21 protein-coding genes and 1 pseudogene are annotated in these 23,858 nt (G+C 71.2%); 1 reads left to right on the plus strand and 21 read right to left on the minus strand.

The genetic code is table 11. The annotated features are described in order from the left end of the window. Positions 1–3 precede the first annotated feature (3 nt). The 10 genes and pseudogenes from H590_RS0103760 to efp all read right to left on the minus strand — a co-directional run bounded on the left by H590_RS0103760 (position 4) and on the right by efp (position 11,769). Positions 4–843, minus strand: a complete 840-nt coding sequence (locus tag H590_RS0103760) for a carbon-nitrogen hydrolase family protein (protein WP_028702509.1) — start codon at positions 841–843, stop codon at positions 4–6. A 64-nt stretch (positions 844–907) separates the two neighbouring features. Further along, positions 908–1,762: a DNA-formamidopyrimidine glycosylase family protein gene (locus H590_RS0103765; RefSeq protein WP_232020956.1), complete on the minus strand. Its 855-nt coding sequence runs from the start codon at positions 1,760–1,762 to the stop codon at positions 908–910. 10 nt (positions 1,763–1,772) lie between these two features. Next, the gene (locus H590_RS0103770) at positions 1,773–6,455 is read right to left on the minus strand and encodes an ATP-dependent helicase (RefSeq protein ID WP_028702511.1); all 4,683 of its coding nucleotides are present in this window, start codon (positions 6,453–6,455) and stop codon (positions 1,773–1,775) included. Between the two features lie 45 nt (positions 6,456–6,500). Continuing rightward, positions 6,501–7,721 carry a methionine adenosyltransferase gene (metK, locus tag H590_RS0103775; RefSeq protein WP_036980910.1) on the minus strand — a complete coding sequence of 407 codons (1,221 nt, stop codon included), beginning with the start codon at positions 7,719–7,721 and terminating at the stop codon, positions 6,501–6,503. A 74-nt stretch (positions 7,722–7,795) separates the two neighbouring features. Continuing rightward, positions 7,796–9,061: a bifunctional phosphopantothenoylcysteine decarboxylase/phosphopantothenate--cysteine ligase CoaBC gene (coaBC, locus tag H590_RS0103780; RefSeq protein WP_028702513.1), complete on the minus strand. Its 1,266-nt coding sequence runs from the start codon at positions 9,059–9,061 to the stop codon at positions 7,796–7,798. Between the two features lie 7 nt (positions 9,062–9,068). Then, positions 9,069–9,413 (minus strand): DNA-directed RNA polymerase subunit omega, encoded by a 345-nt coding sequence (gene rpoZ, locus H590_RS0103785; protein WP_028702514.1) that lies wholly within the window; start codon positions 9,411–9,413, stop codon positions 9,069–9,071. 61 nt (positions 9,414–9,474) lie between these two features. Beyond that, positions 9,475–10,086 (minus strand): guanylate kinase, encoded by a 612-nt coding sequence (gene gmk, locus H590_RS0103790; RefSeq protein ID WP_028702515.1) that lies wholly within the window; start codon positions 10,084–10,086, stop codon positions 9,475–9,477. 45 nt (positions 10,087–10,131) lie between these two features. Continuing rightward, positions 10,132–10,446, minus strand: coding sequence for an integration host factor, actinobacterial type (gene mihF / locus H590_RS0103795; RefSeq protein WP_028702516.1), 315 nt, complete (start codon positions 10,444–10,446; stop codon positions 10,132–10,134). A gap of 262 nt (positions 10,447–10,708) precedes the next feature. Beyond that, positions 10,709–11,203 (minus strand): annotated as a pseudogene (gene nusB, locus H590_RS0103800) (transcription antitermination factor NusB); the annotation flags it as partial. Beyond that, positions 11,200–11,769 carry an elongation factor P gene (gene efp, locus H590_RS0103805; protein WP_028702518.1) on the minus strand — a complete coding sequence of 190 codons (570 nt, stop codon included), beginning with the start codon at positions 11,767–11,769 and terminating at the stop codon, positions 11,200–11,202. The gene efp and the pseudogene nusB, both read right to left, overlap by 4 nt. 175 nt (positions 11,770–11,944) lie before the next feature. On the opposite strand from efp, the gene H590_RS0103810 reads away from it, so the two are divergent. Further along, positions 11,945–12,691, plus strand: coding sequence for a pentapeptide repeat-containing protein (locus H590_RS0103810; RefSeq protein ID WP_084149248.1), 747 nt, complete (start codon positions 11,945–11,947; stop codon positions 12,689–12,691). Positions 12,692–12,700: 9 nt separating this feature from the next. Here H590_RS0103810 and aroB read toward each other — a convergent pair whose 3' ends face one another. The 11 genes from aroB to H590_RS14765 form a co-directional block, all read right to left on the minus strand. Further along, positions 12,701–13,780: a 3-dehydroquinate synthase gene (gene aroB / locus H590_RS0103815; protein WP_028702520.1), complete on the minus strand. Its 1,080-nt coding sequence runs from the start codon at positions 13,778–13,780 to the stop codon at positions 12,701–12,703. Beyond that, positions 13,777–14,328, minus strand: a complete 552-nt coding sequence (locus H590_RS14755; RefSeq protein WP_051238157.1) for a shikimate kinase — start codon at positions 14,326–14,328, stop codon at positions 13,777–13,779. Before H590_RS14755 ends, aroB begins: the two co-directional genes overlap by 4 nt. A 46-nt stretch (positions 14,329–14,374) precedes the next feature. Then, the gene (gene aroC, locus H590_RS0103825) at positions 14,375–15,577 is read right to left on the minus strand and encodes a chorismate synthase (RefSeq protein ID WP_028702521.1); all 1,203 of its coding nucleotides are present in this window, start codon (positions 15,575–15,577) and stop codon (positions 14,375–14,377) included. 52 nt (positions 15,578–15,629) lie between these two features. Further along, positions 15,630–16,454 carry a shikimate dehydrogenase gene (locus tag H590_RS0103830; protein WP_028702522.1) on the minus strand — a complete coding sequence of 275 codons (825 nt, stop codon included), beginning with the start codon at positions 16,452–16,454 and terminating at the stop codon, positions 15,630–15,632. Between the two features lie 4 nt (positions 16,455–16,458). Further along, positions 16,459–17,574: an endolytic transglycosylase MltG gene (mltG, locus tag H590_RS0103835; protein ID WP_028702523.1), complete on the minus strand. Its 1,116-nt coding sequence runs from the start codon at positions 17,572–17,574 to the stop codon at positions 16,459–16,461. Then, the gene (ruvX, locus tag H590_RS0103840; protein WP_028702524.1) at positions 17,571–18,017 is read right to left on the minus strand and encodes a Holliday junction resolvase RuvX; all 447 of its coding nucleotides are present in this window, start codon (positions 18,015–18,017) and stop codon (positions 17,571–17,573) included. Before ruvX ends, mltG begins: the two co-directional genes overlap by 4 nt. Positions 18,018–18,031: 14 nt before the next feature. Further along, positions 18,032–20,713 (minus strand): alanine--tRNA ligase, encoded by a 2,682-nt coding sequence (gene alaS / locus H590_RS0103845; protein WP_028702525.1) that lies wholly within the window; start codon positions 20,711–20,713, stop codon positions 18,032–18,034. 107 nt (positions 20,714–20,820) lie between these two features. Beyond that, complete coding sequence (locus H590_RS0103850; protein WP_028702526.1) at positions 20,821–21,099, minus strand: hypothetical protein; 279 nt, start codon at positions 21,097–21,099, stop codon at positions 20,821–20,823. Then, entirely contained in the window at positions 21,096–21,500 is a 405-nt protein-coding gene (locus tag H590_RS14760; protein WP_036980917.1) for a DUF948 domain-containing protein, read from the minus strand. The genes H590_RS0103850 and H590_RS14760 overlap by 4 nt, the downstream gene beginning before the upstream one ends. A gap of 41 nt (positions 21,501–21,541) precedes the next feature. Continuing rightward, positions 21,542–22,924 (minus strand): replication-associated recombination protein A, encoded by a 1,383-nt coding sequence (locus H590_RS0103860; protein ID WP_028702527.1) that lies wholly within the window; start codon positions 22,922–22,924, stop codon positions 21,542–21,544. 2 nt (positions 22,925–22,926) lie between these two features. Beyond that, a complete protein-coding gene (locus H590_RS14765; RefSeq protein WP_051238147.1) occupies positions 22,927–23,715 on the minus strand; it encodes a tyrosine-protein phosphatase in 789 nt (262 codons plus the stop codon). Positions 23,716–23,858 lie beyond the last annotated feature (143 nt).

Consider the following 23,858-nt stretch of genomic DNA (forward strand, 5'->3'; position numbering starts at 1 on the left):
ATGCTAGAGGGAGGGTCTGACAGTTCTGGCGCGGTTGGCCAGCACCGGCAGGCTGGCGCGCACGGCGTCGACCTCCTTCGGGTCGATCTGGACGACGCGCAGCTCGGCGGAGTCCGCGAGCTCGCAGAGGATCTGACCGTCGGGCGCCACCACCATGCTGTGGCCGATTCCGGTGGGTGCGCTGGACGGCGCGTGCTCCGCGTCCCGGTCTGCCGAGGCCGGATCGGCCTGGCCGACCGCCACCACGAAGCAGGTGGAGTCCAGTGCCCGGGCGCGGGCCAGCAGCCGCCACTGGCGGAGCTTCCCGGCCCGTTCCGCGGCACTGACCCCGGCTCCCCAGGAGGCGGGCACGATGGTGACGGTGGCGCCGAGATCGGCCAGCTGGATGAACAGCCCGGGGAAGCGGATGTCGTAGCAGACCGCCAGTCCGACAGTCGTCTTGCCGACAGCGGCCACGGTGGGGCTGGTGCCGGCGGTGACGGTGTCGGACTCGGCGAATCCGAAGGCGTCGAACAGGTGGATCTTGTCGTAGCTGGAGACGATGCCCGCCGGTCCGGCGACCAGCAGGGTGTTGCGGACGTGACCCCGGTCCCCGGGGGTGAACATGCCCACCGCGATCGTGACGCCGCACTGGCCGGCGATCTGCTGGACCCCGGTCGCGAAGGGCCCGTCGAGGGGCTCGGCGATGTCGGTGAGACTGTTGCCGAAGGCCCTCATGGTGGCCTCCGGGAAGACGATCAGCTCGGCATCCTGGCCGGCGGCGCGCTGTGTCCAGTCGCGCACCAGATCCAGGTTCGCGGCGACGTCTCTCCCGCTGGTCAGCTGTGCAAGTGCGATCCTCATGGCACCCATCCTGCCCTCCTGCCCGGAGCCGGTCCCTCGGCGGCGACCCCGACCACCGGCTTGTTCATCGCTGACAGCTCGGGCACCACCAGATGACCCGCTCCTGGTCGGGCAGGTCGGCCGGGCCGAGCCACCCGTTGCGGATCAGGGTGCCGCAGCGCAGACATGGCTGGTGGTTGCGTCCGAAGACGAAGGAGCGGTGACCGGGGCGGTTGTCTCCGGTGCTGCTGCGGTACCGGTTGTGCCGGTTGGCCTGCATCAGTGTGGCGGCCCTGTCGATGACCGTCGGCAGGTCGGTGTCGCCGGTGGGACGTCGCGGGTCCAGGCCAGTCAGGAAGCACACCTCGGCACGGAACTCGTTGCCCACCCCGGCCAGCACCGACTGGTCCATCAGGGTGACGCCGATCGGCCTGTCCGGGTGCATCCCGGCCCGGCGGACCGCCTCGTCGCGTCCGCTCGGCAGCCATCGACCGGCCCGGTCCCAGTCCTCGTCCAGCGGGTCGGGCCCCAGCCATCCCAGCCGGCTGGCGAGCTCGTCGGCCGGCCACAGCTCGACCAGGCCCAGATCGTGGCCGACCAGCTCGACCTGCGGGCCGCCGGGCCGGGCGCCCTCCAGCCGGAGCACCACCCGGGCGGTGTGTCCGGGGGCGCGCCATCGCTGACCGGCGGGGTGCACCCGCCAGGTGCCCTCCATCCGCAGGTGGGTGTGCAGGATCCACTCCCCCGCGGTCGGCATTCCCGCGATGCGGCCGGCCGGTGCGGTGGGGGCGAGGGTCATCAGCAGGTGCTTGCCGTGGGCCCGCACCGCGGTGAGGGTGGCGCCGGTGAGATCGGCCACCGCCAGCCGGGGCACCCTCAACTGGCATCCGGTGACCAGTCGGCCCGCTGCCGGCCGGAGGCGCTCGGCCAGACGGTGCACGGAGTCCCCCTCAGGCACGGCGCGCCGTCGCGTCCCGCCGGCCCGTCGGGGGTTCGGCCTCCAGGCGCAGTCCTCGGGGGGTGACCCCGGCCCCGGCGGCGCGCATCGCACCGGCCAGTTCCAGGCCGTGCACCGGTTGCCCGTTGACCTTCTCCACCGTGACCGGGCGTCCCCCCGAGATCCCCAGCCAGCCGCGCAGGGCCGAGGTCACCATCGTGGCAGCCCTGCCGGCGTCCACACCCTCGGGCAGGCCGTCGGTGAACAGGCTGAGACGCCGCCCGCCCCGCGACAGGTGGGCCAGCAGCACCCCGTCGGCGATCACCACCAGGGCGCCGGCCGCCCGCGAGGGTGAGGCACCCTCCTGATCGGGCCACTCCATGGCGGCTCCGTAGGGGTTGGCCGGATCCACCGCGGCCAGCACGGCGGCCGACGGTTCGGCGATCCCGGAGGGCCAGCCGGCGGTGTCGGGTCCATCGGCGAACTGGCGCAGCCGGTCGACCACCGGCGGTGCGGCGAACTGGGCCCCGCCCAGCCCGTCGACCAGATAGCCGCGGATCACCTTCCCGGCCTCCTCCGCCGATCGCAGCACCTGGTAGACCGCGGCGAAGCCGCCCTCGACGCCCTCATCGGCCACCGCGGTGCGCACCAGGATGCCGTACCGCTCCAGCATCAGCTCCACCTGTCCGGTCGCCCGCTGGGCCGGCGTCCCGGTGCCGGGGCGGCAGCGGTGCCATCGGCCCGCCAGATCGGCGGCCTGCCCCGGCACCGAGCTCGCCGAGCGCAACGAGTACCGGGCCATCCGGGCCCTCGAACGCGTCGAGGTGCGCCGGGGGCGGTGGGCCACGCTGCCCCCGGCCAGATGCGCGCGCACCGGGCCGAACCCGTCGGGGGCGATCAGTCCCTGACTCACCAGCCGCCACACCTGCTCCTGGAGCCGGGCACCGGCCAGGCCCAGGTCGGCGGCCAACGGCGCCAGCATCACCGAGCCCTCACCGATGGCCTCGATCAGCTCGCGGCCCGCCCCGGCATCGGCCTCCGGCAGACTCTGCGGCGAGCAGAGCCCCAGATCGGCGACCGCCACCAGCCGGATGAGGGGGTCGGCCGCCCCGGCGGTCGGTGTCGGGACCACCAGCACATCGCCGGCCGAGGTGAGCTCGTCGAGCATCGCCGGGGAGTAGTCGGCCACCCGGACCGGCAGGACCGCGGACTCCCAGGCGGAGGCGGGCAGCGCCACCCCCGCCATCGTCTCGATGACCTCCAGCACCCCGTCGGCACCCCTCAGCGACGGCCTGGCCCCGATCGGCGCGACACCGTGCCAGTCCAGGGTGAATCGGGCCAGGGCGCTGGCGGAGACCGGCTCGATCTCCTGGCGGGCCCGCGCCAGGGCGCGGCCGCGGATCCGCGACAGCACCCGGGAGTGGCAGTACTGGGCGCGGTCGCCGGCGACGAACCGGCCACGGACCAGCTCGCCCTGCCCGACCAGCCGGTCGACCACCCCCTCGGCGGTGGCGGCACCGACCCCCAGGCAGCCGGCCAGCCGGTCGACGGTGAACGGCCCGTGACAGCGCGCCCAGCGGGAGATCAGCTGGGTGAGCGGGTCCCGTCCGGTGACGCCGGTGACCGGATGGCCGGCGGGCACCGGAATCCCCAGGCCGTCCCGCAGCAGTCCCAGGTCCTGGCCCGAGGCCAGCTGCGGGCGGCCGGCGATCCGCACCACCGCGACCCGCTCCCCCAGCCTCTCCACGGCACCCGGCAGGTCGGCCGACAGGTCCGCGCTGCAGCGTTCGGCCAGGTCGGCCATCGGCACCGGGCCGAGCCGGGCGACCAGGTCGACCAGCCCCTCGTCGTCACGGGCCCGACGGTCGGGCCGGGTGTGCTGGAGCTCGGCGACCACCTCCTCGATCACCTCGGGGTCCAGCAGGTCGCGCAGGTCCAGGGTCCCCATCAGCTGGGCCAGCAGGCTCGGGTCCAGCGACAGGGCGGCGGCGCGCCGCTCCGCCAGCGGCGTGTCGTCGTTGTACATGAACGCGCCGGTGTAGTTGAACAGCAGGGAGGAGGCCAGCGGGCTGGGGGCCGAGGTGGTCACCTCGGCGACCTGCACCCGGTGCGCCGACAGGTCGGTCATCAGGGCCTTGAGGGCGGCCAGGTCGTAGACATCGGCCAGGCACTCCCTGGCGGTCTCCACCACGATCGGGAAGTCGGACTGGTCCCGGACGGCCTCCAGCAGCTGGCCGGCGCGCAGCCTCTGCTGCCACAGCGGGGCACGGCGTCCGGGGTCGTGCCGGGGCAGCAGGAGGGCCCGGGAGGCGCACTCGCGGAACCTGCCGGCGAACAGGGCGGTGTCGCCGATGTGGGCGGTGACGATGTCGGCGATCTCCTCGGGCTCGAAGACCACCAGTTCGGCCCTCGGTGGGGAGTCGGTGTCGGGCAGTCTCAGCACCAAGCCGTCATCGCCGGCGACCGGCTGGGTGTCGACCCCCAGCCTCTCGGTGAGACGCTGGCCGATGGCCAGGGCCCAGGCGGCGTTGACCGGCTGGCCCCAGGGGCTGTGCACCACCAGCCGCCAGTCGCCCAGTTCGTCGTGGAACCGTTCCAGCACGATGTGCCGGTCGTCGGGCAGGACGCCGGTGGCCTCGGCCTGGGCGTCCAGCAGGGCCACGATGTTGGAGCGGGCCCGCTCGTCGAGGTATCCCATCTCGGCGACCCGGTCCGGGTCCTCGTGGACCGCCCGGGTGAAGGCCCCGATCGCCCGGCCCAGCTCGGCGGGGCGGCCCTCACCCTCGCCGTGCCAGAAGGGCAGCCGGCCGGTGTGGCCGGGGGCGGGGGTGACGCGCACCTGGTCGCGGGTGATCTCGGCGATCCGCCAGGAGGAGGCGCCCAGGGTGAAGACGTCGCCGACCCGGGACTCGTAGACCATCTCCTCATCCAGCTCGCCGACCCGCCGGCCCTCCCCCTCGCCGACCAGGAAGACCCCGAACATGCCGCGGTCGGGGATCGTGCCCCCCGAGGTGGAGGCCAGCCGCAGGGCCCCGGGGCGGGCCGTCAGGACGCCGTCGGAGAGCACCAGCCGGGCTCGCAGATCGGCCAGGTCGGCCGAGGCGTAGCCGCCGGTGAGCATCGCGATGACCCGGTCGAGGGCCTCGGCGGGCAGCTGGGCGAAGGGCCGGGACCGGCGCACGGTGTCGTACCAGTCCTCCACCACCAGGCCGTCGGGCCGGCTCACCGCCGCCGCGACGGTCTGCTGGGCGAGCACGTCGAGAGGGTTGCGGGGAATGTGGAGAGCCTCGATGCGGCCCTCGAGCATCCGGCCGGTGGTCACCGCGGCGTGCACCAGGTCGAGCCGGGTGCGCGGGTAGACCGACCCGCGGGAGACCGCCCCGACGGCGTGGCCGGCCCGCCCGATCCGCTGCAGGGCGCTGGAGACGCTGGGCGGCGACTGGATCTGGATGACCCGGTCGACCAGCCCCATGTCGATGCCCAGCTCCAGGGAGGAGGTGGCCACCACGCATCGCAGCTCACCGGACCGCAGATCCTCCTCGGTGCGCTGACGCTCCAGTCTGGACACCGATCCGTGATGGGCCCGGGCGATCACGGCCGGCGCCCGCCCCACCTCGTCGGAGGGCGCCATGATGTCGGCCGGCATCCGTCGGCCCGGTGCCACCAGGGAGTCCGGGTCGTGCTCGGCGGCCCACAGCTCGTTGAGCCGGCTGGTGAGCCGCTCGGCGGTGCGCCGGGCGTTGACGAAGACCAGGGTGGACCGTCCCGCCAGCACCTCGGCATAGACCTCGCGCTCGATCCACGGCCACAGGGAGGCCTGGGTGGGCAGCGCCGAGTCCGAGACGTCGGTGGTGAGGGTGTCGGTCCCGCCACCGCTCAGCAGCGGATCGGTGAGCAGATCCTGGTCGCTGGAGGGGGTCTCGGGCAGTGCGGCCATGTCGTCGACCGGAACTCTCACGTGGACGTCCCAGCGCTTGTGGGCCGCCGGTGCGACGACGGTGACCGGTCGGTCGCCGGCCAGGAAGGAGGCCACCTCGTCGAGCGGGCGGACCGTCGCCGACAGGCCGATCCGCTGGACATCGCGGCCGACCAGGGCGTCGAGGCGTTCCAGGGACAGTGCCAGGTGGGAGCCCCGCTTGGACCCCGCCACGGCGTGCACCTCGTCGACGATGACGGTCCGGACGCCGGCCAGCACCCGGCGCGCCCGGGAGGTGAGCATGAGATACAGCGTCTCGGGGGTGGTGATGAGGATGTCGGGGGGATGCCGCACGATCCGGGCCCGCTCGGCGGCGCTGGTGTCTCCGGTGCGCACCGCCACCCTCACCGGTGCGCAGATCTCCCCGAGTCGCTCGGCGGTGTTGCGGATCCCGGCGAGGGGGGCGCGCAGGTTCTTCTCGATGTCGGAGCCCAAGGCCTTCAGCGGGGAGATGTACAGCACCCGGACCCCCGGGGCCCGGTCCTGGCGGCCGGGTCCGGAGAGTTCCTGGCGCGTGAGGTCGTTGGGATCGGTGAGCCGGTCCAGGGCCCACAGGAAGGCGGCCAGCGTCTTGCCCGAGCCGGTGGGGGCCACCACCAGGGCGTGCTGGCCCCGGGCGACCGCCTTCCAGGTCTGCGTCTGGACGGGGGTGGGCGCGGCGAAGACGTCGGTGAACCAGCGGCGCACCGGCGCCCGGAACGCGCCCATCCCCTCGATCATGGCGCCCACGCTAGCCGGGGCCGCCGACAGTTCCGGGCGCAGGCCTCAGGCGATCGCCGCGAGCAGGGCGTCCACCCGGTCGGTGAGTTCCCACCGGACCCCGGGCAGGGTGCGTCCGAAGTGTCCCCCGGCGACCAGCTGGGCGTAGATCGGGTGACGCAGGTCCAGGTCGCGGATGATCGCCGCGGGGCGCAGGTCGAAGACCTCGCCGACCGCCCTCTCGATGTCCTCCTCGGGAACCGTGGAGGTGCCGAAGGTCTCCACCCGCAGGCTCACCGGGTGGGCCTTGCCGATGGCATAGGCGACCTGGCACTCGCAGCGCGTGGCCAGTCCGGCGGCCACCACATTCTTGGCGACCCAGCGCATCGCGTAGCAGGCCGACCGGTCGACCTTCGAGGGATCCTTGCCGGAGAAGGCGCCACCGCCGTGCCGGGCCATCCCGCCGTAGGTGTCGACGATGATCTTGCGGCCGGTGAGACCGGCATCTCCCATCGGGCCGCCGATGACGAACTTGCCGGTCGGGTTGACCAGCACCTCCAGCCCGGCGGTCGACAGGTCGTAGCGCTCCAGCACCGGTGCGATGACATGGCGCCGCAGATCCGGGGTGATCGTGGACTCGATGCTCACCCCGTCGCGGTGCTGGGTGGAGATGACGATGGTCTGCACCTCGGCCGGACGGCCCTGTGCGTCGTAGCCGATGGTGACCTGGGTCTTGCCGTCGGGCCACAAGTAGTCCAGGGTGCCGTTCTTGCGGACGGCGGTGAGCTGGAGGGACAACGCATGGGCCATGTCGATCGGCAGCGGCATCAGGGAGTCGGTCTCGGTGCAGGCGTAGCCGAACATCAGGCCCTGATCCCCGGCACCCTGGGCATCGATCGCGTCGGTCGAGCCGTGCCGGGCCTCGTACGCCGTGTTGACCCCCTGGGCGATGTCGGGGCTCTGCGCGTCGATGGCCACCGAGACGCCGCAGGAGGCGCCGTCGAACCCCTTGCGGGAGGAGTCGTAGCCGATCTCCAGGATCTTGGTCCGGGCGATGTCGGCGATGTCGACATAGGCCTCGGTGGTGACCTCCCCGCAGACCATCACCTGTCCGGTGGTGACCAGGGTCTCCACCGCGACGTGGGACAGCGTGTCCTCGCGCAGCATCGCGTCGAGCACCGAGTCGGAGACGGCGTCGGCGATCTTGTCGGGGTGGCCCTCGGTGACCGATTCCGAGCTGAACAGTCGTCGGGTGGAGCCGAGGGGTCTGGGGGTGTCGACGGACATCTGTACTTCCTGACCGCGCGGCGAAGAGCCGCGCATTGTGGCCCCGTGGAGACGGGGGCCGGACGGGTACCCGCTCAGGACGCCGGAACAGGTTCCGGGGTGCCCGATGCGGGAGCCAGCAGCGAGCGGACCTCGTCGAGGATGGCCTGGGCGGCCATCATCTTGGGGCCCTGGACGCGTCGACCGGGTCCCTGCTGGCGGACCACGGTGACGTCGGTGTCGACCTTACCGAAGACCTTCCCGGCGCTCACATCGTTGACGACCAGCAGGTCACAGGCCTTGCGGCGCAGCTTCGCCGCGGCCAGCTCCAGCAACTCGGCGCGATCGGGGGCGGTCTCGGCGGCGAACCCCACGATGACCTGGCCGGGTCGTCTCGAGGCGGCCAGGGCGGCCAGCACATCGGGGGTCTGGACCAGGTCGATCCTGGTCCCGGCACCGACGGCGTCCGATCCCTCGTGCTTCTTGATCTTGACCTGCGCGCTGGATACCGGGGCGAAGTCGGCGGCGGCGACCGCCATCACGATGACATCGGCACTCGGGGCCAGCGTCCCCATCACCTCGGACAGGTCCTCGGTGCTGGAGACCGGGATCTGATGGAGGCAGGAGGGCACCGGCACCTCCAGGTGCGCGCTGACCAGGGTCACCTCGGCCCCACGGGTGACGGCCAGCATCGCCAGGGCGGTGCCCATCCTCCCCGAGGAGGAGTTGCCGAGGTATCGCACCGGGTCCAGGGCCTCGCGGGTCCCACCGGCCGAGATGACGACCCGGCGTCCGGTCAGGTCCTGGGCGGCCAGGGAGCCGACGACCCCGGGATCGGCCAGCAGCAGAGCGGCCAGCTCGGCCAGTTCATCGGGTTCGGGAAGGCGCCCGGGTCCGGAGTCGGGCCCGGTGAGACGACCGTCGGCGGGGTCCTTGACGACGACTCCGCGGCGTCGCAGGGTGGCCACGTTGTCGCGGGTGGCCGGGTTCTGCCACATCGCGGTGTGCATCGCCGGGGCCACCAGGACCGGGGCCCGGGTGGCGAGAACGGTGGCGGTGAGCAGGTCATCGGCCGCTCCGGCGGCGATCCTGGACACCAGGTCGGCGGTGGCCGGGGCCACGATCACCAGATCGGCCTGCTCCCCCAGCCGGACGTGCTCGACGCCGGGGACGTCGTCGAAGACGGTGGTGTGGACCGGATGGCCCGACAGGGCCTCCCAGGTCGGACGCCCGACGAACTGAAGGGCCGCCTCGGTGGGAATGACGTGCACCCGGTGACCGGCCTCGGCCAGCCGCCGCACTAGGTAGCAGGCCTTGTAGGCGGCGATGCCGCCGCCCACCCCCAGGACAACCGTGGACACCGACGGATCAGGCCGGAGGGGTGAGGTCGGCGAACGGGTCGTCGAGCTCGACGGCGGGCGCCTGCTGTGCGGCGGCGGCCTCGGCCGCGACCTCCTCGGGGTTCATCTGATGAGCCTCGATGACCCCGGCCTGAATCTCGCGCAGCGCGATGGACAGCGGCTTCTCCTGGTTGGCGACCTCGACGAGGGGACCGACGTTCTCCAGCAGGCCCTCGGCCAGCTGCGAGTAGTAGGCGTTGATCTGACGGGCGCGCTTGGCGGCGAACAGCACCAGCCGGTACTTGGAGTCGACGTGCTCAAGAAGCTGATCGATCGGGGGGTTGACGATGCCCTCGGGGATGGTCTCGCTCAAGGAATGTCCTCACGTGTTGAAGGAGTGCGTACTGACGGTGTGCGAGACAACACACACCACGTCATAGACCTAGTAAGTCTACCAATGACTCGACAGCGTGGTCAACGGTGTCGTTGACGACCACGGCGTCGAACTCGTCGACGGCCGCCAGTTCCTTGCGGGCGGTGCGCAGCCGCCTGGCCTGCTGCTCGGGAGTCTCGGTGCCGCGCCCGATGAGGCGGCGCTTGAGCTCCTCCCAGGAGGGCGGGGTGAGGAAGATGTGCTCGGCCCGAGGATAGGACTCGCGCACCTGGCGGGCCCCCTGCATGTCGATCTCCAGCACCACGGTGCGTCCCGCCGCGACCGCCTCGTCGACCAGACGGCGGGGAGTGCCGTAGCGGTGGCTGTTGTGGACCACGGCCCACTCCAGCAGTCCGCCGTCGGCGATGAGCCGGTCGAACTGGGAGTCGGTGACGAAGTCGTACTCGACTCCGTCGCGCTCGCCGGGGCGCGGTGGTCGGGTGGTGGCCGAACGTGAGACGACGATCTCGGGATGGGCCCGGCGCAGTGCGGCCACCACGGTTCCCTTGCCGACCGCCGTGGGCCCGGAGACGACCGCCACATTCACCGACTCCGGTCGCCTGTGCCCTCTGGCATGAGGTATCTCGGGTGCCGGGTCGGGATCGATCTCCATGGCCGACACCCTAGAGCATGGCGAGCGTGGGCCGCAGGAGGGCTCTCAGCCGGGGAACTCGGCGCGCAGGCCGGCGGCCTGGTGGCGTCCCAGTCCCCTGATCCGCCGGTTCGCGGCGATGTCGAGTCGCGCCATGATCTCGGCGGCGCGCTTGTCGCCCACCCTGGGCAGTGCCTTCAGCAGATCCACCACCTTGACATGGGCCAGCACGTCGTCCTGTGCGGCCGCGTCAAGGGCCTCTCCGAGACTGAGACTTCCGTTGCGCACCCGCGCCTTGAGTTCGGCCCTGGCACGTCGTGCCTGGGTGGCCGCCTCGCGCGCGGCGCTGAGTTGTTCCGGAGAGAGGGTGGGGATGGACACGTCTGCTCCAATCTGACATCGATGAACCTGCACTGGCCCCGGGCCCGGGCCCGTGTTTGCACAGTAGACCCTCAGCAGCGGTCCCGCTGCTGGTCAGAGGCAATTGCAGGGACTGATGTCAGTCGGTCGGCGCTGCCTGTCCTTCCGGGGGTTCGGTGGCGGTCGGTTCGGTATCGAGCTCTGCCTCCCCGGGTGCCTCCTCCGCCGCGTCCTGGGAGTCGGTCGGCGCTCCGGCCAGGGTGCCCGCCCGGTTGCCCTCGGCGATGCCGGTGAGCAGTCCGTTGAGGAAGGAGGCCGAGCCATCGGTGGAGAACTCCCCACCCAGCTCGACCGCCTCGGCGATCGCGCTGGGATCGGGGACGTCGGTGAAGATGATCTCGTAGGCCCCGATCTGGGCGAGGATCCGATCGACCCGGGGCATCCGGTCCAGCGTCCATCCACTGGCCAGGCGCGCCGAGACGGCGGCGTTGAGGGTCGCCAGGTTCTGGCTCACCCCGCGCACCAGGTCGGCCGCGAAGTCGCGCACCGGGTTATCGATGACGGTCGGACGCAGCGCCAGCACGTCGATCGGGTCGGTCGACATCAGGTCGGCCTCGAAGAGGATGTCGAGGGCCTGCTTGCGCGCCTTCGACCGGGTGGACAGGTCGGCGTGCTTCTGGACGTCTCCGGAGACCTTCTCGACCTCCAGCTCACCGATCCACTCGGTCTTGTGCGACGAGGCCTGCTGCGGCGTCTCGGCGCCGGACTGTTGGCTCACTTGTCGGAGATGCGGCCGAGGTAGTCACCATTGCGGGTGTCGACCTTGACGGTCTCGCCCTCGCTGATGAACAACGGCACCTGGATCTCGCGACCGGTCTCCAGGGTGGCCGGCTTCGTCCCGCCGGTGGAACGGTCGCCCTGCAGGCCGGGCTCGGTGTAGGTGACCTTCAGCTCGACCGAGGCCGGAAGATCGATGTAGAGGGCGTTGCCCTCGTGAAGGGCGATGGTGGCGGTCTGGTTCTCCAGCATGAAGTCCTTGGCGTCCCCGACGGTCTCGGCGGGGATCGGGAGCTGCTCGAAGGTGCCCTCGTCCATGAAGATGTAGTTGTCGCCGTCCTGGTACAGGTACTGCATGTCGCGGCGGTCCACCTCGGCCGACTCCACCTTGGTGTCGGAGTTGAAGGTCTTGTCGACGACCTTGCCCGACAGGACGTGCTTCAGCTTGGTGCGCACCACGGTGTTGCCCTTGCCCGGCTTGTGGTGCTGGAACCAGATGACGTTCCAGAGCTGGCCGTCGAGGTCCAGCACGGTGCCGTTCTTGATGTCATTGGTGGAGATGACCACAGGTCGCTGCCTTTCGAGATTCTGATGTCAACACTCATATGTCAACCCGCGGGCCGAGGAACGGCCCAGACTGCCCGATCCTACCTCAGCGCAACCCCGGGGCTCCACCAGAGCGGTCTGCGCCGGCTGCTGGCTGCCATCAGGGCTGTCAGACCTGCGCCGTAGGGTCGGATCCATGACCAGATCGACGCCGCCCGGATCGACGACGCAGCCCGGATCGACGAAGCGCAGCCCGGGTCCCCGCCCGCCTGCTCCTCCTCGGCTGAGCGGTGCGCTCGCGGCCCTCGGCCAGGTGCCCGAGCCCGACGCTCTGGTCGAGGACGCCGACCTCAGCGGTGCGGACTGGACCGATGCGCAGCTGGAGGGGGCCGACCTGATGTCGGTGTCCGGTCGCTCGGTCCGGGCGCCCAGATCGGTGTGGCGGCGCTCTCAGTGCGCCGATCTGGAGCTGGCCTCCTGCGACCTGGCCGGCAGCAGCTGGCCGGAGGGGGGCTGGCGGCGGGTCCGTCTGACCGACTGCAGACTGACCGGCGTCGAGTTGTCGAGCTGTGTCCTGGAGGACGTGGACTTCTCGGGATGCGTGCTGGAGATGGCCCGGTTCCGGTTCGCGACCCTGCGGCGGGTCCGCTTCACCGGCTGCCGGTTGACCGGGGCGGACTTCTCGGACTCCCGCCTGGAGGAGGTCGTCCTTGATGACTGTGTGCTGGACTCGGCGGTCTTCGACCAGGTGCGCATCCAGGGCAGGCGCACCACCGGGAACCGGCGCCAGGGACCCGGACTGGTGATCTCGGGGGGCTCGATCGAGGGGCTGTCCGGCGCCGACCAGCTGCGCGGGGCCGCGATCGATCCGCTCCACCTCGAGATCCTGGGGGCTCTGCTGGCCGGTGCCGCCGGGATCTTCCTGGAGCTGCCCGACCGGTAGCGCCTCAGCTCACTCGGGAATCGGCGCCAGCGTGGCGAAGCACTCCTGGAGCACCTCCTCGGAGGGACCCTCGATCATCGCGACACGACCCGGGGCGCTGAGCCCCACGAACCGCAGCATCGTGCCGCGGGTCTTCTTGTCCAGGTTCATGGTGGCCCGCAGCTTCGCCCACTCGGTTCCCTCGAAGGTGGTGGGCAGCCCCAACCCGGCCATGATCTCGCGGGTCCGATCGACGACCTGGCGGTCCAGTCCGAGTTCCCGGGCGGACAGCTCGGCGGCGAAGATCATGCCGACCGCATCAGCCTCGCCGTGGCGCCAGGTGAAGTGCTGGTGGGCCTCGATGGCGTGGGCCAGGGTGTGTCCGTAGTTCAGCCTTTCGCGGCCCACATCGGTGCCGCGCGAGGTGGACTCGGTGAGGTCCGCGGCGACCACCGAGGCCTTGACCTGAACCGCCCGGGTGAGGACCTCGTGGAAGGCGTCGGAGGCGGGATCCAGCACCGCCGCCGGATCCCTCTCGACGATGCTGAGGATCCGGGGGTCGTTGATGAATCCGCACTTGACGATCTCGGCCATTCCCGAGCGCATCTCGCGGATCGGCAGATGGGTCAGGGCATCGGTGTCGCACAGCACGGCGGCGGGTTCGTGGAAGGCGCCGACCAAGTTCTTGCCGGCTGTGATGTTGATGCCGGTCTTGCCCCCGACGGCGGCGTCAGCCATTCCGAGCACGGTGGTGGGCACCTGAATGAGGGTGACCCCGCGCATCCAGGTGGCGGCCACGAAGCCGGCCAGGTCGGTCGTGGCTCCCCCTCCCAGTCCCACCACGATGTCGCCGCGGGTCATCCCGGCGGCGGCCAGACGGTCCCAGCAGCCGGCCAGCACGGTGGCGGTCTTGGCGGCCTCGGCGTCGGGCACCTCGATGTCGATGACCTGACCGAGCCGCTCCCTCAGCGGTGCGGCCAGGAACTCCACGGAGGCGGGATGGACCAGTGCCACCCGCGATCCGACCGTCAGCTGTTCCAGTCCCTGGATCACCCCGGGTCCGATGCGCACCTCGTAGGGCTCCGGACCGTTGACCTCCACGACACTCATGACTGCTCCCGCGTCTCGTTGGCTGATGTCTCGATGACCCCGGTGTCCTCGGGCAGACCCTGCAGCTCCACCAGGATCTGTTCGACGATCTGTCCCGGGTGCAGCGAGTCGGTGACCACATGGATGTCGGCCGGGGCCGCGTAGACCGGACGCCGTTCGGCCAGCAGGCGCACCATCCGGGAGTGCACGTTGCCCAGCAGCAGGGGACGGGTGGCGTCATTGAGCCCGACCCGTCCGGAGGCGGTGCGGGCGCTGACCTCCAGCCAGACGGTGCGGACCCGGTCCAGAGCCTGCCCGATGCTGGGGGTGAGGGGGGCGCCCCCACCGAGCGAGACCACTCCCCCGGCGGCCAACGCCGCGAGGGTCTCGCGGGCCTCGACCCGGCGGAAGTAGGGCTCCCCGTCGGTGGCGAAGATGTCGCTGATGGGACGTCCCTCGACCCGGCTGATCACCTCGTCGACGTCGACGAAGTCGAGGCCCAGACGCGCGGCCAGCAGCGGTCCGACGGTCGACTTGCCCGATCCGGGAGCTCCGATGATCGCGATCACCGGAGCCGGCCCGGAACCGGTCTGGTCGAGGCGGTGTCCGCCCGGCTCACTCATGGGGTGCGATCTCCAGATGGCGCTCATCGAGACGGGCCAGGTAGGCCTGCGCGTTGCGGCGGGTCTCGGCGACCGAGTCGCCGCCGAACTTCTCCAGGGCGCACTCGGCCAGCACCAGGGCGACCATCGCCTCTGCGACCACCCCGGCGGCCGGCACCGCGGTGATGTCGGAACGCTGGTGGTTGGCGCGGGCCGGCTCCCCGGTGGCGGTGTCGAGGGTGCGCAGCGCCCGCGGCACGGTGGCGATCGGCTTCATGGCGGCGCGCACCCTCAGCAGCTCGCCGGTGCTGATCCCGCCCTCGGTACCACCGGAGTGGTCGGTGAGTCGATGGACCCCGGCAGAGGTGGGCTCCATCTCGTCGTGGGCGGCCGAACCGCGTACCCCGGCCAGGGCGAACCCGTCGCCCAGCTCGACCCCCTTGATCGCCTGGATGCCCATCAGCGCCCCGGCGAGCCGGGAGTCCAGCCGCCGGTCCCCCTGGGTGTGGGATCCCAGTCCGGCCGGCAGTCCCCAGGCCAGCACCTCGACGATCCCGCCCATCGTGTCGCCGTCCCTGCGGCACTCCTCGACCGCCTCGATCATCCGCGCGGAGGTTTCCGGATCGGCGCAGCGCACCGGATCGGCATCGATCCGCGCGAGCTCGTCGGGTCCCGGTCGCAGCCCGGCCGGTGCGACGACCGGCCCGAGCCGCACGACGTGGGAGAGGATCTCGACCCCCAGAGCCTGGCGCAGGAAGGCCTTGGCGATCGTCCCGAGGGTCACCCTGGCGGCGGTCTCCCGGGCCGAGGCGCGCTCCAGGACCGGACGGGCCTCGGCGAAGTCGTACTTCTGCATCCCGGCCAGATCGGCATGGCCGGGACGCGGACGGGTCAGAGCCTCGCCGCGGGCCTGGCCGGCGAGCACCTGGGGATCGACCTTCCCGGGGTTCATCACCTCGCGCCACTTGGGCCACTCGGTGTTGCCGATCCGCACGGCGATCGGGGAGCCGAGGGTCTCGCCGTGTCGGAACCCGGCCAGCAGGGCCAGTTCATCGGCCTCGAAGGCCATCCGAGCACCGCGACCCACCCCCAGCCGGCGGCGTCGCAGCTCCTCGGAGATCTCGGCGGCACCGACCTCCACATGGGCGGGGATGCCCTCCATGGTGGCGATCAGGGCCTCGCCGTGGGACTCCCCGGCGGTGATGTAACGCAGCATGTGTCTACCTTCTCAGAATCGGGGCCGGCCCGTCACGGTGCCGGCGGGCACCTCAGGACCGGTGGCGCGACAGGTTCTCCTGGTGGGCCGCCGCCCACAGCACCTCCATCGGCACCTGCCGTCCTGTCATCAGGGCGACCTGCCCGACGGCCTGTCCGGCCAGCAGGTCCAGTCCGTCGATGACCTCGCAGCCGCGGGCCCGGCCGGCCTGCGCCAAGGGGGTGGGCCAGGGGTCGTAGACGACGTCGAAGACGGTCCGCACACCGGCCACCAGGGGTTCGGCGAGGGTCTCCAGGGCAGCGGCCGGGACGGTGGAGACGAGCAGATCGGCCGCTGTCGGCTGGTCGGCGAGGGTGGCGTCCAGCGGCGTCCACTGGACCTCCATGCCCAGGTCGACGGCCAGTGACAGGGTCTGGCCGGAGCGTTCCAGGCTGCGCGAGACGATGGTCGCCCGGCCGGCCCCCAGTCGTGCCGCACCGGCCAGGGCGGAGCGGGCGGTGGCCCCGGCGCCGATCACCGCCACCCTGTCGACGGCGTCCACCCGATGCTTGCGGCAGGCCAGCTCCAGACCCTCGACATCGGTGTTGGCCACCAGCGGGCCGTCCGGGGTGCGCACCCAGGTGTTGGCCACGCCGAGCCGTCGGACCGTCTCGTCGGGGGTTCCCAGCCCCACCAGGTCGGCCTTGTGGGGCATCGTCACCGACAGGCCGCGCCAGCTGGTGTCCAGCCCCGCGACGAACTCCGGCAGCCCCCCGGGGGCGATGTCGATGGCGTGGTAGCTCCAGTCCAGACCCAGCGCCCGGTAGGCGGCGCGGTGGATCGCCGGGGACAGCGAGTGGGCGACCGGATGGCCGACGACCGCGCAGCGGGTGCTCACCGGGTCAGCACTTCCCCTTGTGGGCCTGGCACCAGGCCTGGAACTTCGCGACATTCTTGTTGTGGTCGGTGATCGTGGCGGCGAAGGCGGTGGTGCCCTTCTCGGGATCGATCACCACCCAGTACAGATCGTTGGTCTTGGCGGGGGCCACTGCCGCCGACATCGAGTCGGCACCCGGATTGTTGATCGGGGTGGGGGGCAGCCCCTTGACCAGATAGGTGTTGTACGGCGACTGCTTCTTGCGCTGGGCGTCGGTGGTGGTGAGCTTGGAGGTCGCGTTGTTGGCGAACAGCACCGTGGCGTCGGACTGCAGCGGCATCCCCTTGGCCAGCCGGTTGTAGATGATGCCGGCGATGATCTTCTTGTCCTTGGCGGTCTTGCCCTCCTTCTCGAGGATGGAGGCGACCGTGAGGGCCTCGTAGGGGGTGCGCTTGATGGTGCCGGCCTGGCCGGTGAAGTTGAGGGTGTTCGTCACCTTGGTGAACTGGCGGGTCTGCTGCTGGAGGATCCCCAAGGCGGTCGGCTTGTCGGCCACCTCGTAGGTGTCGGGAAACATGAACCCCTCCGGGTTGCCCTTGGCCCAGGCCGGCAGGCCGAGCTTGCCGGTGTTGGCGATCGCCTTGGTGAACTGGGAGACCGGCAGACTGGATCCCTTGGCCAGCACGGCCGCCTGTTCGGAGATCGTCAGCCCCTCGGTGACGGTGACCCGGGTGTGCTGGATGTTGGCCGGGTCCGACAGGATCGCCAGAGCCTTCTCGGCGCTCATGTGGGTCCACAGCTTGTACTGGCCGGCCTGGATGGTCGGGTCGGTGCTGGCATCGCGGACCGCCGCCCGGAAGGCCTTCATGGACTTGATGACATCGGCATCGAGCAGGATGTCGCCGGCCGCGGTCACCGATGCGTCCTCGGGAATGCGTACCAGGACGGGCTTGTCGCCGTCGCCGAGGTAGTCGTCGGTGGACTTGTAGGAGAGGTAGGCGCCGTGCACCTGGTCGGCGACGAACAGTCCGCCACCGACCAGCACCACCAGCGACAGCACGACGGCGAAGGCCGACCGGAACCGGTACCAGAACTCCTTGCGGGGATCCTGCTCCGGATCGTCTCTGAACGGTCCACTCACGAACCGTCTCCTTCCCCGCCCGCGGTCCGGGCGTGCTCCAACACCTGCTCGAGAATGGCCACCGCGGCCGCCTGGTCGATCACCGAGCGCTGGTGGCGGGCGTCCCGGCCGGCGTCGTGAAGGGCCCTGGCCGCGGTCCTGGTGGTCATTCTCTCATCGACCATCCGGATCGGGACCGGGGCGATCGCCCTGGCGAGTCGGGCGGCGGCCGCCCGGACGTCGCGAGCAGCGATCTTCTCGGTGCCGTCCAGGGCCACTGGCAGCCCCATGATGACCTCGACCGGTTCGTACTCGGCGATGATCTGGGCGAGTCGGGCGATCGGCCGGTCCTTGGTCGCCACGGTCTCCACCGGGTAGGCGAGGATGCCGCGCGGGTCGCAGGCGGCGACCCCGATCCGCGCCTTCCCCCAGTCGATCGCGACGCGGGTGCCGAACAGGCTCATCGGTGGGTCTCCGTTCAGCCCAGGGACGACAGCTCGGAGGCCACCAGACCCAGCGCGGCGTCGGCCCCGGTCGAGTCGGTGCCGGCTCCCTGGGCCATGTCGTCCTTGCCACCGCCACGACCCGAGATCGGGGCGACCGCGGCGCGCAGCAGCGCTCCGGCCTTCGCCCCCTGGGCGCGGGCCGTCGACGTGGTGGCGACGATGATCGCCGGGTGGCCGGGCTGACCGCCGATGAGGGCGACCACACCGGGCCGGTCGCCCAGCCGCGAGCGCAGCTCGGAGGCGACGTTGCGCAGGTCGGCGCCACCGATCCCGGGCAGCTGGCCGGCGACCAGGTCGAAGGACCCGGCCGGTGCGACCTGGGCGAGCAGGGACTCGGCCTTGCCCATCGCCTCGCGCGCCCGGGCGGCGGCCAGTTTGCGGTCGGCGTCCTTGAGTTCGGAGACGAGCTTGGCGACCCGGTCGGTGAGCTGATCGGGCTGGACCTTGAGGATGCCGGTGAGCTCGTTGACCAGGGTCCGCTCGGCGGCCATCTGGTGGAAGGCGTCGGTGGACACCAGGGCCTCGACCCGTCGGGTCCCCGAACCGATCGACTGCTCCCCCAGCAGGTTGAGCAGCCCGATCCGTCCGGTGGAGGCGACATGGGTGCCGCCGCACAGCTCACGCGACCACGGGCCGTTGAGCTCGACCATCCGCACGATCGGCGGGTACTTCTCGCCGAACATCGCCATCGCACCCATCGCCTTGGCCTGGTCGAGCGGCATCTGGGTGTCGGTGACGGCGAAGTCGTCGTGGATCGCCTGGTTGCAGCGCTCCTCGATCTCCTTGCGCAGCTCGGCCGACATCGCCTCGCGCGACGAGAAGTCGAAGCGCAGGTAGCCGGGCTTGTTGTAGGAGCCCGCCTGGGTGGCGGTGGGCCCGACCAGTTCGCGCAGCGCGGCGTGGATCACGTGGGTGGCGGTGTGGGCCTGGCAGGCCCCGAACCGGTTGGCGGCGTCGACCTCGGCGTCCACCGCGTCTCCGACCGCCAGGTCGCCGTCCAGACGGACCTTGTGGACCACCAGGCCGGGAACCGGACGCTGGACGTCGAGCACCTCCAGGTCGAAGCCGGAGGCGTGGATGAGCCCGGTGTCGGAGTCCTGGCCGCCCATCTCGGCGTAGAACGGGGTCTCGGCCAGTACCACCTCGACGACCGAGCCGCTGGGTGCGCTGGTCACCGACCGGCCGTCCGAGACGATCCCGGTGACGGTGGTGGGCACCGACAGCTCGGTGTACCCGAGGAATGGGGTCTCGCCCTGGCTGCGCAGCTGGGTGTAGGCCTCGGTGTCGGTGGTGAGGCCCTTCTTCGCGCGGGCGTCGGCCTTGGCGCGCTGGCGCTGCTCGGCCATCAGGGTGGTGAAGGTCTCGCGGTCGACGCTCAGGCCCTGCTCGGCGGCCATCTCCAGGGTGAGGTCGATCGGGAAGCCGTAGGTGTCGTGGAGCTGGAAGGCCTTCTGACCCGACAGGGTCGTCGAGCCGGCGGCGCGGGTCTGGGCGACCGCGGTGTCGAGCATCGTGGTGCCGGCCGACAGGGTGCGCCGGAAGGTCTCCTCCTCGGCGGTGGCGGCCTCGATGACCCGGTCCCACTGGACCAGGATGTCGGGGAAGGTGTGGCACATCAGGTCCCGGGAGACCGGCAGCAGGGTGGGCAGCACCGGCTCGTCGACGCCCAGCAGCTTCATCGCGCGCACGACACGGCGCAGCAGCCGGCGCAGCACGTAGCCGCGCGCCTCGTTGCCGGGGGTGACGCCGTCCGTCATGAGCATCAGCGCCGAGCGGACGTGGTCGGCGACCACCCGCATCCGCACGTCGTCCTCGTGGTCGGCCCCGTAGCGCCGGCCGGACAGTTCCGCGGCCCGGGTGATGACCGGGAAGACCTGGTCGATCTCGTACATGTTGTCGACGCCCTGGAGGAGCAGGGCGATCCGCTCCAGGCCGGCGCCGGTGTCGATGTTGAGGCTCTTGAGCGGGCCGGCGATGTCGAAGTCGTCCTTGGCGCGGACCTTGGACAGGTCCTCGGTCTCGAAGACCAGGTTCCAGATCTCCAGGTAGCGGTCCTCGTCGGCCTCGGGGCCGCCGTCGCGGCCGTACTCGGGACCGCGGTCGATGTAGATCTCCGAGCAGGGGCCGCCGGGGCCGGGGATGCCCATGTGCCAGTAGTTGTCGTTGAGGCTGCGGCCCTGGATGTGGTCGGCGGGCACGCCGACCTTGAGCCAGGTCTGGCGGGCCTCGGTGTCGCCCTGGGGGTAGTCGGGGTGGAACCCGGGTCCGAGCACCGTCACCCAGATGGAGGCCGGGTCGAAGCCGAATCCGCCCTCGGACTGCGGGGAGGTGACCAGCTCCCAGGCGAAGGCGATGGCCTCCTTCTTGAAGTAGTCGCCGAAGGAGAAGTTGCCGAGCATCTGGAAGAAGGTGCCGTGCCGGGTGGTCTTGCCGACCTCGTCGATGTCGAGGGTCCGCACGCACTTCTGAATGCTGGTGGCGCGCTTCCAGGGGGCGGGCTCCACCCCCATCAGGTAGTGCTTGAAGGGCACCATGCCGGCATTGACGAACAGCAGAGTCGGGTCGTTGTACAGCAACGAGGCGCTCGGCACGACGGCGTGCCCCTTGCTCTCGAAGAAGTCGAGGAATCGCTGTCCGATCTCCGCAGTTCTCATACCCGTCCTTGTCGATGGTCCGGTTGTCCGCCGACACAGCGGAACCGGAGCGCAAGCCTACCGCGGTCGGCGGACAGTTCCGCCCCGCGGCCTGTGTGCGGCCGGTCTCAGTGCTGCTCGTCCAAACCCAGCCGGGTGCGCAGCTCGGACTCCTTGGACGCTGACTCGGTGCGCACCACCCGGACGAAGTCCGCGGCCTGGGAGGCGAGATCGCCGATCTGCTCGGTCAGTCGCTGGTACCTCAGGCGGATGTCCGGCGACTCCCGGACGGCGGGCAGTCGCGACGGCGGGAGCTCCTTGAGGCGGCTCGCGCGGACCGCCACGGTCCCGGCCGAGACGGCCAGGGCGGCCCCTGCCGCCGCAAGGATCCACGCCCTGGCGCTCATGAGTTCCTCCTGGCCCGTCGTCCCAGCCGTCCGGCGCGCTGTGCGGCACCGGCCTGGCGGATCCCGTGGGCCAGCCCGGCGACCTTGACCATCGGGGTGCCGACGGTCTCGGTGAACACCTTCGACAGCTCATTGGTCCGCGACGAGATCTCGGTGACGTGCTCGGAGACGGTGTGCACGTCGGTCGTCACGTCGCCGATCTTGGCGATCTCATCGTTGGTGACGGTCACCGTCCCCTTGAGCTCCTCGAGGATCGGCACCGTGGAGTCGTCGAGATCGCGGACCGCGGTGCGAAGCTGGTCGAGGACGCCGCCCAGTTTCAGCAGCGGGACGGCGAGCAGCGCCACCAAGGCGACGACGGCCAGGGCTGCGATGAGCCCCGCGATCTGGCCAACTGTCATGGGGTGATCTCCAGGATGGGGGTGGACGACACCGCCACACTCTAGTCGGGATCGCGACCGAGCAGGGTGCGGATCTGCTCCCACCGGTGGCCGATCGTCTCCTCGTTGCCGTGGTCGGTGGGCCGGTAGTAGCGGGTGCGGGCCAGATCGTCGGGAAGGTACTGCTGGGCGGCCACCCCGTGCGGGAAGTCGTGGGCGTACCGGTAGCCGGCGCCGTGCCCCAGGCCGGCGGCGCCCGAGTAGTGGGCGTCGCGCAGATGGGCCGGCACCTCCCCTCCCCTGCCGGCCCGCACATCGGCCAGAGCGGCGTCGATGGCGGTGATGACGGCATTGGACTTCGGGGCGGTGGCCGCGGCGATGGTCGCCTGGGCCAGGTTGATCCGGGCCTCGGGCATCCCGATGAGCTGGACCGCCTGGGCCGCCGCGACACAGGTCTGCAGGACGCTGGGGGCGGCCATCCCGATGTCCTCGGAGGCCAGCACGATGAGCCGCCGGGCGATGAACCGGGCGTCCTCCCCCGCCTCGATCATCCGGGCGAGCCAGTGCAGGGCGGCGTCGACGTCGGATCCCCGGACCGACTTGATGAAGGCGCTGATGACGTCGTAGTGCTGGTCCCCGCCCTTGTCGTAGCGCACCGCCGCACGGTCCACCGCGGTGGCGACCACCTCTGGGGTGATCTCGTCGGTGCCCGAGGCGGTGGCTCCGGCGGCCGCCTCCTCGAGGTAGGTGAGGACCCGTCGGGCGTCACCGCCCGCCATCTGCAGGAGATCGGCCCGACCCTGATCGGTGAGCCGGTAGTGGCCGTCCTCGGGGGTCCGAAGCCCCCTCGGATCGGTGAGCGCACGATCGACGAGGGTGGCGATGTCCTCGGGGCTCAGCGGTCGGAGGGTGAGCAGCAGGGATCGTGACAGCAGCGGGGAGATCACCGAGAAGGACGGGTTCTCGGTGGTCGCGGCGACCAGGGTGACGATCCGGTTCTCCACGGCGGGCAGCAGGACGTCCTGCTGGGCCTTGTTGAACCGGTGCACCTCGTCGACGAACAGCACGGTGGGCCGTCCGGCGGCCAGTTCGCGCCGGGCGGTGTCCAGCTCGCGGCGGACATCCCTGACCCCGGCGGTGACCGCCGACAGTTCCACGAACCGGCGGGCCGAGGCATGGGAGATGACGCTGGCGATGGTCGTCTTGCCGACCCCGGGGGGACCCCACAGGAAGACGCTCATCGCGGCGCTGCCCTCGGCCAGCCGTCGCAGCGGCGAGCCGGGCCCCAGCAGGTGCTGCTGGCCGACGATTTCGTCGATGCTGCGCGGACGCATCCGCACCGCCAGCGGGGCCGACGGGTTGACGGCCTCCGACAGGGAGCCGCCCACCGTTGCCGGCGAGGCGGGACCGCCGCCGACCGGGTTTCCGAACAGGTCCTCGCTCATCGTCAGGCGGTCAGCAGATGGGACTCCAGGCGGGCCTGGTCCTCACCCTGCCAGCCGATCCGGTCCAGGTAGTTGGCGACCCCGCCGTGACGCTGCTCGACCAGATCGAGCAGATTGGTCATGATCTCGGCGGGGGTGGTCTGCTCCGGTCCCGAGTAGGCCCCCTGGGTGGCCGATCCGGCGGCGGCAGCCTCCCCCAGGCTCGCCATGATCCGGTCCAGACGCTGGTTGGTCGCCTCGTAGTCGGTGACGATCGCCTCCCTGGGAACGCCCAGGGCGGTCAGGACCACCGCCATCAAGGTGCCGGTGCGGTCCTTGCCGGCGGCGCAGTGGATGTCGGTGGCCCCGCGCGCCGAGCCGAGCACCCTCAGACCGGCCAGCACGGTGTCGGGCCGGGCCTCCAGGTACTCCAGGTAGTGCGCGGCCATCGCCTCATTGCGGGTGGTCGGGGTGATGGCGCTCATCGTCTCCCGCCACGGCGGGATGACGGCCCGCGGGTCGTCCTCGGGGTACAGCGATCCGGTGGTCACCTGGACCCGCGGGTCATCGCGCAGCGGACCGGCCCCGATCCGGGACAGCTCGTAGCGGGTGCGCAGATCGATGACATCGGTGAGGTCGTGCTGGTGCACCAGGGTCTCGATGCTGGCCGGGGTCAGGCGGTCCAGATTGTCGGACCGCAGCAGCCGGTTGGCGGCGATCTTGCGGCCGTCCTTGGCCGGGGTGCCCACCAGGTCGCGCATGTTGTTGACGCCCTCGACGTCGATCCAGGTGATCGCGGTGGTGATGGTCATGCCCCCACCCTAGTTAGCTGGATGAGCTGGCCCGAGACCGTGCCGGACACAGGTGGGTAAGGCGTGCAACTGGAGGTCTCCTCAGAGAGGTGCTTGCCTTCCGCAGCGCCGTCACTGAGAACGTGGCAGCGCAAGGAGCTCCT

The organism is Acidipropionibacterium jensenii DSM 20535, assembly GCF_000425285.1.
GTDB classification, from domain to species: Bacteria; Actinomycetota; Actinomycetes; order Propionibacteriales; family Propionibacteriaceae; genus Acidipropionibacterium; species Acidipropionibacterium jensenii.